The sequence below is a fragment of the Labrenzia sp. ATLA3 genome, from assembly GCF_057180185.1.
Genome location: NZ_JBXUKV010000002.1, coordinates 456,285 through 468,904, shown reverse-complemented (window position 1 = coordinate 468,904; position 12,620 = coordinate 456,285). Strand labels below are relative to the sequence as shown.

Below are 12,620 nucleotides of genomic sequence, written 5' to 3'. Positions count from 1 at the left end.
TTTTTTGCTTCTGAGCGAAGGAAATTGTTTTGGATATCCGTTTTCTCGAAAGCTTGCTGGCCGTCGCCGAAACCGGCTCCATTGCCGCGGCGGCCCGACAGCAAGGACTTACGGCAGCTGCCGTAAGCCAGCGCATCCGTGTCCTGGAAGCCGAATTCGGAGCGGCGCTGCTCAACCGAACAGCGCATGCGGCCTTGCCGACCGAAACGTGCTTCCGGCTTTTGCCGGCGGCGCGCCGTCTGGTGCGGGACGCGCAAAAGCTGACCAGTGACATAGATGCCACCGGCCTAAGGGGCCCCTTTCGGCTGGGGGCGGTGTCCACGGCACTTTCAGACACGGTGCCTGTTGTCATTCAACAATTCCGGGTGAAGGCGCCTCAGGCGGTGCTGACGGTCCGGCCCGGGACGTCGGCAGACCTTTACGAGGGGCTGCGCAGTGGGGGACTGGACGCGGTCATTGCGGTTGCCGCTCCCTTTGATTTGCCCAAGGACATCATCAGCCGAACGTTGGAGGTTCAAACAGCCGTTCACGCCTTGCCGCCAGGCCGCGACACCTCTGCACCCGCCGAGGACCTGCCCTGGATCGTCTACGACAGACAGTCGTGGGGCGGCCGGAAACTTTGGTCCGACTTTGGCGGGCTGGTTGGTGAAGAGCACATCCTGTGCGAACTCGATGCCCCTGAAACGATTGCTCAGATGGTCTCACAAGGAGCAGGGCAAGCGATTTTACCCGTCTGGCAGGGTTTGCGGATGCACGGCCCCGCGATGACCTTGAAAGACCTTCCGGGCGGCACAGGCCGCGAAATGGTCTTCTTGCGGAAACACGCCTGTGCCGCGCCGGTGCTTGCTGACCTCGTGCACGAGGTGCTGCGCCAACAGGTCGTGACGTGACATCCCATATGCAGCACTCAATAGTTGATGCTATTGAGTTTAAACACTTTTTAGGGGAAAAAAGAATCGCTTCGATAGTAAGAAAATTAGGTTATTTGACGAATACGAGCACTAATATGTCGCCTACAGGCTTTGCTGCGAAATATGCCGTATGAATGACATAGGAATTGAGACTATGCTGTTGTGCTAGTGGCGTCTTAATGCAATTGTATTGGCCGTTGAGCCTGAGCTCGGTGCAAATACCGGGTATGACCTTCTTTTCAATCCGAGAGGATGGTTACGGCTGTTTCGAGCAAGAACATCGTATATGCGTCAAATGAAGGCAGAACTAATAATAGTTAATCTAAAAGCCTTCTCGGCTAACTTCTGTTCTCAGCTCGTTATTCTTTTCCATTGGGTACGCAGGACGGTGATTGCTTTCACGGAAGCTTTCGCGCGCCGCGTCCAATTCAAACTCAAGCAAACAGACTGCACAGGAGCACCCTCATGAAGAAGTTGTTTGTCTCGGTCGCCGCGACCGCCCTTATCGGCATGGCCTCGTCTGCCATGGCAGAAGAGTGCGGCACGGTCACCGTTGCGGAAATGAACTGGGCGTCGGCCGGCGCTATCGCGCAGATCGACAAGATCATTCTTGAAAATGGCTATGGCTGCGACGTCGAACTGGTCACCGGTGACACCATGCCGACCTTCACGTCCATGAACTCCAAGGGCGAGCCGGACATGGCGCCGGAACTCTGGATCAACGCCGTGCGTGAACCGCTCGACAAGGCCGTTGCGGAAGGATCCCTGATCATCGGCGGCGAAATCCTGAACGAAGGCGGTATCGAAGGCTTCTGGATTCCGACCTATATCGCCGAAGAGCACGACATCTACACGGTCGAGGACGCCAAGAAGCATCCCGAGCTGTTCCCGGGTGCGGAAGACGAGAGCAAGGGCGGCTTCTTCACCTGCCCGACCGGCTGGAACTGCCGTATCACCACCGGCAACCTGTTCCGCGCCTTCGGCTTCGAGGATGCCGGCTTTGAACTTGTTGATTCCGGCTCCGCCGCTGGTCTCGACGGTTCCATGGCGCGCGCAAACGAACGCAAGGAAGGCTGGCTCGGTTATTACTGGGCGCCGACCGCGCTCCTCGGCAAATACGACATGACACTGCTCGACTTCGAAGTCCCGCACGACAAGGCAGAATGGGACAACTGCACGGTCGTGGAAGATTGCCCGGATCCGAAGCCGAACTCCTGGGTGAAGTCCGAAGTCTTTACCGTCGTGACGGATGATTTCGCCAAAAAGGCCGGACCGACCATGGACTACGTCAAGGGCCGTACCTGGGACAACCGCACTGCAGGCAAGGTCTTGGCCTGGATGCAGGAAAACCAGGCGACAAACGAAGACGGCGCCTACTACTTCCTCGAAAACTTCGAGGACGTATGGACCAAGTGGGTCAGCCCAGAGGTGGCGGAAAAAGTGAAGGCAGCCCTCTGATCTGCCGAACTCGATAACAGGGCCCGCACATTGGTGCGGGCTCTTCACTTAGGGGCACACAATAAACCATCGGGACAATAAAGATGGACTGGATAGAATTTCCCTCGCTCAGCAGGGGCACCTTGCGGGACATGAGGATTACCATCGACGGTGAGTTCAAGGCCTTTGTCAACGCTTACAGCGATTTCCTTGGGAGGATCACCGACCCGCTGAAGCATTTTCTGGTCTCCCTCGAGCATCTCTTGATCGATTCTCCCTGGCCGATCGTGTTGGCGGTCCTTATTGGACTTGTCTACCTCCTCAGCCGCAGCATCAAGATTGCCGCGGGAGCAACCATCGCACTCTTTCTGATCGGCCTTTTCGGCATGTGGGAAGATACGATGAGCACCATCGCGATGGTAACTGTCTGCACCTTGCTCTCGATTGTCCTGGGTATCCCTATCGGTATCCTCATGGCGCGGTCGGATCGGGTTCAGGCTTTCTTCAATCCGGTGCTGGATCTCATGCAGACCATGCCGGTCTTTGTCTACCTAATCCCGGTCGTCATGATCTTTGGTCTGGGCAAGGTGCCGGGCATGATCGCGGTGGTGGTCTATGCGATCCCGCCGATGATACGGCTTACCAATCTCGGTATCCGGCTTGTCGACCCCGATGTTCTGGAAGCGGCCGACGCTTTCGGTTCGAGCCCACGTCAGAAACTCTTCAACGTGCAGCTTCCGCTGGCACTTCCCACCATCATGGCCGGTATCAACCAGTGCATCATGATGTCGCTTGCCATGGTGGTTGTCGCGTCGATGATTGGCGTGAAGGGGCTCGGCCAGCCAGTTCTGAACGCCATTAACAACCAGTATTTCACCATGGGTATCATGAACGGCCTCGCCATCGTCGCCATCGCCATCATCTTCGATCGCGCGACTCAGGCCTACGGCAAGCGCCTTCAGAAGCATTCGGAGGTGGTCCATGGCTGAAGCTAAGGGTATCGAGGTCAAGAACCTCTACAAGATCTTCGGCCCGAGCGGAGAGGAGATGGTGCAGAAGGTCAAGGACGGCATGTCCAAGACCGAGCTGAACGAGAAGTTCAACCATGTTCTTGGCCTGAACGACATCAACATCTCCATGCCGGGTGGCAAGATCCAGGTGGTGATGGGGCTGTCGGGATCCGGTAAGTCCACGCTGATCCGGCACATCAACCGGCTGATCGATCCAACGGCGGGTGAAGTGCTCTACGGCAGTGAAGACGTCTGCAAGATGTCGCAGAAGGAACTGCGGGAATTCCGCCGGCACAAGACCGCGATGGTGTTCCAGAAGTTCGCTCTCCTTCCGCATCGCACCGTCATGAAGAATGCCGTCTATGGCCTGGAGATCCAGGGTGTGCCGGCCAAGGAAGCCGAGGAGCGTGCAGCCCGCTGGATCGCGCGGGTGGGACTGGAAGGCTTCGAGGATCATTATCCGAACCAGCTTTCCGGTGGCATGCAGCAGCGTGTGGGCCTTGCCCGCGCGCTGACCAACGATGCCGACATCCTGCTGATGGACGAGGCGTTCTCGGCACTCGATCCGCTGATCCGCATGGACATGCAGACCGTGCTTCTGGATCTTCAGGAAGAGCTGCAGAAGACCATCGTCTTCATCACCCACGATCTGGATGAGGCCCTGCGTCTCGGCGACAGGATCGCGGTGCTGCGCGACGGGGCAGTGATCCAGCAGGGAACAGGCCAGGAGATCGTTCTCCGGCCCGCAGATGCCTATATTTCCGACTTCGTCAGGGAAGTGAACCGTGGCCGGGTGATCCTGGTCGATACGGTCATGGACACGTCGCGGACGCTGGACGGCGGGCTGACCATTTCCAGCGGCATCATGCTGGAAGAGGCGGCCAAGTCCTTCGCCGAAAGCGGTCAGGGTGAAGCGACGGTGGTCAATGATGACGGCAAGCCGATTGGCGTTCTGAACGTTCAGGACACCATCAGTGCCATGGTGACCCCGGCAACTCACTGAGCCGCCGACGTCTGAAAACAATAAAACCCCGGAGCTTGCTTCGGGGTTTTTTCGTGTACGGCTTGTTATTTGACCGGAGGCAACGGCTGGGTTTCGATCACGATGGTGTCGCCGGTCGCGACTTCCACGGTGCCTGACTGAAAGAGATCGTTCTCCGACGGCCCGAGGCGCAGGTCCCAGGTATTGAATTCGGGGATGATACGGGGGATCGGCGCTGGTCGTTCCTCGATGATCCCGAAATGCTGAGGTGCCAGGCGACCGATGTTGGCCAGCAGGAAAAAATCCGCGATGCGGCTGTCGTAGCGCGCCCTCACATAGTCAACCTTGCTGAGCAGCAGTTCGCGTTCGCCGTTGAGAACGTCGAGCAGGGACCGCTGGCCACTGTCGAATTCCACCTGCAGGCCCTTGACCGCACGCTTGTTTGCATAAATTGCGCGCTTGACCGATTTGACCTTGAGCCTCAAGGCCGCTCGCTGCTTCATGGCGCGGACAACGTTCTCGCGGATGATCTGCTGGGTGTCGTCCAGTTCGTATTCCTGCTGCGCGGCGGTATGGTTCGCGCGCTTGACGGCGGCGATGTTGCGGCCACCAGTGAAGAAGGGGGCCGTGACGCGCACGCCGAAGCGGAAATCCTCTTCGTCCTGATTGCCAAGGTTGCCCCGGTATCCGGTCTGCCATTCGCTTTCCAGCGAGACGCGCGGCAGCATGTCGCCGACTGCGGCGCGCGCGGCATAGTGTGCTGCCCGGGCATCGGCAGTCGCAGCGCGGATGGAGGGGTTGTTCTGCAGCGCGACGGAGATCGCATCGTCCAGTCCATCGGGTTCGATCGTTCGCGGAATGCCGGGCCAGCCGAGCTTGCCCGGCTTCTGGCCGGTCAGGCGCTCATAGGCCGCCTCAGAAGCTTCCAGATCGCCGGTGGCCTGGTCGGAGTTTCCCTGTGCCTCGCCCAGGCGGGCCAGGGCCTGCTCGATATCGGTGCGGGTGGCGTCGCCCGATTTGAACCGTGCGCGGGCGGCAGTCACCTCCCGCTGCACCACGTTGGTGTAGGCCCGCAGATGAGACAGGATGGCCTTGTCGCGAACGACGCGCAGATAGGCATCGGCCGTGTTGAAAAGCAGTGTCTGCTCGGTGCCAATCAGCTGGTTGCGACCCGAATTCGCTTCTTCATGCGCCTGGTTCAGCCGGTTGACGCCGGCAAATCCCTGAAACACGGTCTGGGACATGGAAATGCCCAGTTCGTGGAAAAACGATCTGTCGCTGTTGTTATTCCGATCACTTAGCAGGGCATTCTGTTCACCCACATAGGTGCCGGTCACGGTGGGCAAGAACTCGGACCTTGCGGTCCAGATATCCTGGTTGATCGCTTCGTAGCGCGAGCGTTCCGCCTTCAGGCCCGGATTGATGGCATAGGCGGCACTCATGGCTTCTTCAAGCGACTGTGCGGATACGGGGGCACCGGCGAAAAACAGGGTGACAACTGACGCACTCGCCAGAAGACTGGCAAGACGGGCTTTCAATCCGTGCATCATTTTGGCAGGGGCAGTCGTCACAGTGGCACCACGATTATTGTCAGTGCCCAAGCTAAAATTTTATAGTTAATCAAAGGTAAGTTGAGACCGGCGGTCGCGTTTGCGATTTTGTTTGTCACTTAGCGTAATATTTGGAAATTACTTATGAATTTTTATGCCGGCGGATTATCTCAAGAGTAGTCCTGGGAAATTTCTCTCCGTCCTGAGGGAATGCTGGCTTCTTTTCGATTTCGTCTTGAAAGAATTTTTTTCACCTTTGCAGGCGGTAGATGTTTTGTTTACAGGGATTTCTCCCTTGCTGACGCGACCTGTTACGTGATCTGCGGTTGCCGGAATCGGCTCGGTTTCTTTGGTGCGTTATGAAATGTTGAACCTTCGACCTTTCGACCCGGAAGGAGGGCGGTCGAAGAATTGAAATGGCCGCGAGTCTCTTGAGGGTCCGCATCCAAGGTCATCCGACTCGGAGAAACGGTAAACGATTGCTGCAATTTCACCGGGTTTTTCGGACGCTATCGGGTTGGATAGAGCTGAGATTACGTTAAGGAAATGGCGGCCTGTTCGGCTGTCACCGTAATTTTTGACAGTATTTTTTCCGCCGGAAGAAAGCCGCAAATCTGCAAGAAATCGAGGAAATGCGCGGTCTGTCGATGGGAGCGCTCACCTCGGGTGCTCTGACGGAAGGTCGGTGATTAAAATTCTATCGAATTAATTAGCAATACGGCATTGATTTGCTTTCAGAAAAGGGCGGCCGCGTCGGAGGGAATTGCCTTCGGCGCCCTGGGCAAGCCGCGCTGACCTCATTCGAGAGGTGCGGGATAACACAAATATTTTAAGACACGTCAGGAGAACGGGTGCACCCCGCAATGTCAACGAAAGCCAGATTCACCCGCGTCGACAACGCATATGAGCGGCTGAAAACAGAGATTTTGAGTGGACAATTGCCGCCGGGCTTTCAGGCGCCGGAACCGGACATTGCAACCCGGCTGGGCATGAGCCGGACACCGGTGCGCGAAGCGCTGATCCGACTGGAAGCAGATGGTCTTGTGGATCTTGTGCCGCGCCGCGGTGCCAAGGTCCTGCCGATTTCGCGGCAGGATATCTGCGAGATTTACCAGATCCTTTCAGCGCTTGAAGCGCTTGCAGCAGGCAATGCATGCGGCAAGATGAGCTTTGATACCCTTGAAGAAATCCAGGGTGTGTTGACCCGCGCTGACGAGGCACTGGAACGTGAAGATATCGAGGCCTGGGCGATTTGCGACGACAGGTTCCACAGGCTGATTGCCAGGGCGAGCGGCAATTTGCGTCTGGAGTCGAAGATCGAAGGTCTTCTTGATCAGGTGTACCGGGCGAACCTCGTGTTGCTGCGTCTGAACAAGGCCCCGGCCGCGAATGTTGCCGACCATCGCGTGATCGTCGAGGCGATCCGGGAAGGCAAATCAGACAAGGCCACGGAACTGGCGCGGATTCACCGTCTCAACGGATTGGCCCGGATGGAAGACCTGCTCCAGAACTGCGGTCTCAACCACGTCTGATCATCGCGATGCTGCAGGCGCCGGGCCAGTGGACTGGCCGATGATCAGCTCCGCGTCCAGATGCATGGACACCGGTTTGCTGGCCGGATTGGAGATCATGTTCAGGAGCAGTTCGGCGGCCTTCTCCCCGGCGTAACGGACCGAGGAACGTGTGCAGGTGAAAATAGGCACCTCGCCGCTGTTCGGCAGGAAGGACAAGGCATCGTCATGCGTGATGATGGAAACGTCCTTGCCGGTTGTCAGCCCGCACTGGCCGACCGCGCGTGCAACGCCGATCGCCGATATCATGGATGAGATCAGGAAGGCGGTCGGTGGATTGTCGCTCTTCAGCATTTCCATCGCATTGTCGCAGCCAAAGGGCTCCGTCATATCGGCGCTGCGCATGAGGGCAGGGTCTGGTGTCAGTCCTCGGGCGGCCAACGCTCCCTCGAACCCGCGGCGGCGCCGGTTGGCGAAATCCATGTGTTCAAGGCCGTTCAGCAATGCGATCCGGGTGTGACCAAGGTCCAGAAGCAGGTTGGTGGCGCGCTCGAATGCGCGCCTGTTGTTCATGTCGATCCATGAGGTTTCCTGCTCCGCGCCGGGAATGCGGCCGTGGACGACGAAGGGCAGGTTGAGCTGTTTCAGAAGCTTGTGCCGATGCTCTTCGTTGGCAGGGCCGTGAATGATCACGCCGTCCGCTTTCTTGCGCGAGGCAATCTGCCGGTAGGCGTCTTCCTCGTGGTCGTCATCGACCACAGAAATGATCATGTCGTAGCCATGACGCGAATAGGTCTCTCCGGCCCCTGCGATGAACTCCAGGAAGATCGGGTTCATCATCTCGTGAATTGAGCGGGGGATGACGTGGCCAATCGCCATTGCGCGTCCGGTCGCAAGCCGCCGTGCCTGGCTGTTGGGCGCATAGCCGAGCTTGGCGGCCATTTCGCTCACGCGCTTGCGGGTTTCCTCGCTGACTTCGGGATAGCCGTTAAGCGCGCGGCTGACCGTTGTCTGAGACAGGTTCAGCCGTTGCGACAGTTCTTTCAGGTTCACGCCATTGCTCATTTTGGCCCAAAACGCTTTGAAAGCGCCCTCCCGACAGGCTGTTATTGAAATGCAACATTAATTCGCGAGCAGCACGCTTGACAAGACTGAAGCCTGAAGACATGGTTAGGGCCAAATCCAAAGCGGTTTGGATGGAGGTTTCTGGTAGAATTGCCGGCCCGGTGATGCGGGCGGGTATTGCTGCAAGGTGGCAAGGTGTGCCACCTTGAATGGAGCGTTCCGGAATAGGGACAATCTGGGAGGACAGATATGAAATTACGTTTGAAAGCCTGCACGGCTGGCCTCGCGCTGGCTATTGGCCTTTGCGCGGGCGCTGCGTTCGCGGCTGACCTGAAATTCACTCCGGGGGAAGGCCCCTTTAACTGGGACAGCTACAACGAGTGGGCAAAGAGCGCTCCTGACCTCACGGGTCAGACCGTGACGATCGCCGGTCCGTGGCTGCAGCCTGAAGACGGCTATTTCCGGAACGTGCTTGCCTATTTCTCCGAAGCCACCGGCGCTGAAGTCATCTACACCGGGTCGGATTCCTTCGAGCAGCAGATCGTGATTGATGCCGAAGCCGGCGCAGCTCCGAACATTGCCGTTTTCCCGCAGCCGGGCCTTGCTGCCGACATGGCCGCGCGCGGTCTCCTTAAGCCGCTGCCTGAGGGAATGGGCGACTGGATTGCCAACAACTACGGTGCCGGTGAAAGCTGGGTCGACCTTGGCACCTACAAGGATGCGGACGGCAAGGATCAACTGTTCGGCTTCTTCTATAACGTCAACGTCAAGAGCCTTGTCTGGTATGTTCCGGAAAACTTCGAGGATGCCGGCTATGAAGTGCCGACAACCATGGAAGAGCTGAAGGCGCTGACGGAGCAGATCGTCGCCGATGGCGAAACGCCCTGGTGTATCGGCCTGGGGTCAGGCGCGGCCACCGGTTGGCCGGCGACTGACTGGGTCGAGGATATGATGCTGCGCACGCAGCCTGCTGAAGTCTACGACCAGTGGACCACCAACGAGATCCCCTTCGATGATGACCGCGTCGTGGCCGCTATCGAAGAATTCGGCTGGTTTGCCCGCGACGATGCCAAGGTTGCCGGCGGTGCGGGCGCAGTTGCCTCCACCGATTTCCGCGACAGCCCGAAAGGCCTCTTCTCCTCACCGCCGCAGTGCTACATGCACCGCCAGGCGTCCTTCGTGCCGGCCTTCTTCCCGGATGGTGTGGAATTCGGCACCGATGTCGACTTCTTCTACTTCCCGGCCTATGCGGACAAGGACCTCGGCAACCCGGTTCTTGGCGGTGGTACGCTGATGGCGATCACCAATCCGTCCGATGCGACGAACGAACTGATGAAGTTCTTCGAACTGCCGCTCGCCCATGAAGTGATGATGGCGCAGACCGGCTTCCTTACGCCGCACAAGGGGGCCAACCCCGAAGCCTACAAGGACGACACGCTGCGCAAGCAGGGCGAAATCCTGGTCAATGCCAGCACTTTCCGCTTTGACGGTTCCGACCTGATGCCAGGCGCCGTCGGTGCAGGGACGTTCTGGACCGGGATGGTCGACTATACCGGCGGCAAGGACGCAAAAGCCGTCGCCGAGGAAATCCAGAAAAGCTGGGACGCCCTCAAGTAATCCTCCAGGCGGCCGGTCTCCTCAGGGAGACTGGCCGTTTTTCTGACGGATGGGCGAAACGGTCAAGAAACACAGTTCCTAAACGCAGGAGGCCCCCGGTCTTCCGGGTGCCACCCCATAATCAATAATGGGAGGGAACGGCCATGCTATCGGATAATCCGGCACTGTTAGGGCTCACAACCATCGTAATTGGCGTTGGCGCCTGCCTTGCCTATTTCTTCTTCTCGAATGTCTTCATCGACAAGGTTCTGTTTCCGGCCCGTGGCCCCAATGCTGGCAGGAACATCAACCGGGCCAACATGATCCGGCCGTGGCTGTTTCTGTTTCCGGCCTTGTTCGCGCTGACGTTATACCTTGCCTATCCGGTGTTCGAGACCTTGCGCCTGTCGCTGACGGACCGTTCGCAAGGGGGCGCTTTCGTCGGACTTGCCAACTATCGTCAGATGATGAACGAGGCGAAGTTCTGGGAAGCGGTGCGCAACAACATGCTGTGGCTCATCGTGGTTCCTGCCGCCTCCACAGCCTTCGGTCTGCTGGTTGCCCAGCTTACGGACCGGATCAGATGGGGCAATTTCGCCAAGTCTCTGATCTTCATGCCGATGGCGATCTCCTTCGTTGGCGCGTCGGTCATCTTCAAGCTGATCTATGACACGCGCGCAGCCGATCAAAACCAGATCGGTGTTCTGAACGCGATCTGGCTGAAGTTCGACGGCGGCATCGGTTCCATTGTCTTTCTCCAGCTCCTGCCAACCCTTCTTCTGCTGGCTTTCGCCCTGGTCGTCGCCTATGTGGCCTGGACCTTTGTGCGCGGGATCGTTGCGCAGGGTCAGGACAAGTCGGTCTGGCTTCTGCCGCTGCGCCTTCTGATCGCGGTCGCCGGGGTCTGGCTGATCTGGATTTCTCTGAATTCCGCGCTCAGCCTCTGGATTACGGATGTGCCATACGGCGAACCGCAAACCTGGCTGACGCTGCCGCTGTGGAACAACTTCTTCCTGATGGTGGTGCTGATCTGGATCCAGACCGGCTTTGCCATGGTGATCCTGTCGGCGGCTCTGCGCGGCATTCCGGAGGAAACCGTGGAAGCCGCCATTGTTGATGGTGCCAACCCGTTCCAGATCTTCTTCAAGATCAAGGTGCCGCAGATCATGGGCACCATCGTGGTGGTGTGGACCACGATCACGCTGACCGTGCTCAAGGTGTTCGACATCGTCTTCGCCATGACCAACGGTCAGTGGGAGACCCAGGTTCTGGCCAACTACATGTACGACAAGCTTTTCCGCGCCAATGACTGGGGCGTGGGGTCGGCAAGTGCCATCATCATCATGCTGCTCGTCACACCGATCCTCGTGTGGAACGTCTACAACGCCCGGAAGGAGATGAAGTGATGGCCAGCATTGCTGGGAAAAAATCCGGCCTGACCTGGGCCGTTCATATCTCCGTCGCCGCGCTGGTGCTGTTGTGGCTGTTTCCCACCGTCGGGCTGTTCGTTTCGTCGTTCCGGACCGCCGACCAGATTTCCAGTTCCGGCTGGTGGGCAGCGCTGTTCCCGTCCGAGCAGAACGAAGTCTACAGGACGTCGGATCCGGATGAGACCCGCGTGGCGGACGGCGATCAGTTCATCGTCACCGGAAACATATTCGAGGGTGAGCCGCGCGACATCCGGTCGTGGGGCGTGTCCTCACGCGATGTCTCGGCCTATCAAACCGGCGAAACGGCGGATATGGGCGACGGCGAAAGCCTGACGTTGCAGGCCGACGGGTCCTATGTCTGGAAGGGCAACGACAAGCAGATTTCCGGCCGCGGCCAGCGTGTCTTCGTGACAGCGACCGTGCCGCCGGAATTCACCTGGCAGAATTATGCCACCATCCTGTTTTCCGGAACCGGACAGGACAATATGGGAAAGGCGTTCTTCAACACGCTGACAGTCACCATACCGGCGACGATCATTCCGATCGTCATCGCGGCGTTCGCAGCCTATGCCCTTGCCTGGATGGAGTTTCCCGGCCGTGCCTTGCTGATTGCCGCCGTTGTGGCGCTGCTCGTCGTGCCGCTGCAACTGGCGCTCATTCCGCTGCTGCGGCTTCACCTGGCGGTCGGCATCGGCAAGGGCTACATGGGGGTCTGGCTGGCCCATACGGCCTTCGGCATGCCACTCGCGGTCTATCTGCTCAGGAACTACATGGTCGGGCTGCCACGGGACATCATCGAGAATGCCAAGGTGGACGGGGCGACGGATTTCCAGATCTTCACCCGCATCATCCTGCCGCTCAGTTTTCCGGCGCTGGCCTCTTTCGCCATCTTCCAGTTCCTGTGGACCTGGAACGACCTTCTGGTGGCCAAGGTGTTCCTGATCGATGCCACGGGCTCGACCACGGTCATGACCAACCAGATCGTGGAACTTCTGGGAACGCGTGGCGGCAATTGGGAAATTCTCGCGACCGCTGCCTTTGTGTCCATCGCCGTGCCGCTTTTCGTGTTCTTCGCGATGCAGCGCTACCTCGTGCGCGGCCTGTTGGCCGGATCGGTGAAATAACATG

General features: G+C 58.5%; 10 protein-coding genes. 8 read left to right on the top strand and 2 right to left on the bottom strand.

All coding sequences use genetic code 11. From position 1 onward, the window contains the following. The first annotated feature begins 29 nt into the window (after nt 1-29). The 4 genes from AC2A6O_RS06645 to AC2A6O_RS06630 all read left to right on the top strand — a co-directional run bounded on the left by AC2A6O_RS06645 (nt 30) and on the right by AC2A6O_RS06630 (nt 4,361). Nucleotides 30-890, top strand: coding sequence for a LysR family transcriptional regulator (locus AC2A6O_RS06645; RefSeq protein WP_498926227.1), 861 nt, complete (start codon nt 30-32; stop codon nt 888-890). 486 nt (nt 891-1,376) lie between these two features. Continuing rightward, entirely contained in the window at nt 1,377-2,369 is a 993-nt protein-coding gene (locus AC2A6O_RS06640; RefSeq protein WP_498926226.1) for an ABC transporter substrate-binding protein, read from the top strand. An 83-nt stretch (nt 2,370-2,452) separates the two neighbouring features. Next, the gene (locus AC2A6O_RS06635) at nt 2,453-3,337 is read left to right on the top strand and encodes an ABC transporter permease (RefSeq protein WP_498926225.1); all 885 of its coding nucleotides are present in this window, start codon (nt 2,453-2,455) and stop codon (nt 3,335-3,337) included. Next, the gene (locus AC2A6O_RS06630) at nt 3,330-4,361 is read left to right on the top strand and encodes a quaternary amine ABC transporter ATP-binding protein (RefSeq protein WP_498926224.1); all 1,032 of its coding nucleotides are present in this window, start codon (nt 3,330-3,332) and stop codon (nt 4,359-4,361) included. The genes AC2A6O_RS06635 and AC2A6O_RS06630 overlap by 8 nt, the downstream gene beginning before the upstream one ends. A 65-nt stretch (nt 4,362-4,426) precedes the next feature. Here AC2A6O_RS06630 and AC2A6O_RS06625 read toward each other — a convergent pair whose 3' ends face one another. Continuing rightward, the gene (locus AC2A6O_RS06625; RefSeq protein ID WP_498926223.1) at nt 4,427-5,911 is read right to left on the bottom strand and encodes a TolC family outer membrane protein; all 1,485 of its coding nucleotides are present in this window, start codon (nt 5,909-5,911) and stop codon (nt 4,427-4,429) included. A gap of 842 nt (nt 5,912-6,753) precedes the next feature. Between AC2A6O_RS06625 and AC2A6O_RS06620 the strand changes: the two genes are divergently transcribed. Further along, nucleotides 6,754-7,422, top strand: coding sequence for a GntR family transcriptional regulator (locus AC2A6O_RS06620; RefSeq protein WP_498926222.1), 669 nt, complete (start codon nt 6,754-6,756; stop codon nt 7,420-7,422). Here the strand turns inward: AC2A6O_RS06620 and AC2A6O_RS06615 are convergent, their stop codons facing one another. After that, nucleotides 7,423-8,454: a LacI family DNA-binding transcriptional regulator gene (locus tag AC2A6O_RS06615; RefSeq protein WP_498926221.1), complete on the bottom strand. Its 1,032-nt coding sequence runs from the start codon at nt 8,452-8,454 to the stop codon at nt 7,423-7,425. A gap of 261 nt (nt 8,455-8,715) precedes the next feature. On the opposite strand from AC2A6O_RS06615, the gene AC2A6O_RS06610 reads away from it, so the two are divergent. The 3 genes from AC2A6O_RS06610 (at nt 8,716) to AC2A6O_RS06600 (ending at nt 12,616) form a co-directional block, all read left to right on the top strand. Beyond that, nucleotides 8,716-10,083: an ABC transporter substrate-binding protein gene (locus tag AC2A6O_RS06610; RefSeq protein WP_498926220.1), complete on the top strand. Its 1,368-nt coding sequence runs from the start codon at nt 8,716-8,718 to the stop codon at nt 10,081-10,083. A 143-nt stretch (nt 10,084-10,226) separates the two neighbouring features. Further along, entirely contained in the window at nt 10,227-11,468 is a 1,242-nt protein-coding gene (locus AC2A6O_RS06605) for a carbohydrate ABC transporter permease (RefSeq protein ID WP_148582858.1), read from the top strand. Further along, nucleotides 11,468-12,616, top strand: coding sequence for a carbohydrate ABC transporter permease (locus AC2A6O_RS06600; RefSeq protein ID WP_148582857.1), 1,149 nt, complete (start codon nt 11,468-11,470; stop codon nt 12,614-12,616). The genes AC2A6O_RS06605 and AC2A6O_RS06600 overlap by 1 nt, the downstream gene beginning before the upstream one ends. Nucleotides 12,617-12,620 lie beyond the last annotated feature (4 nt).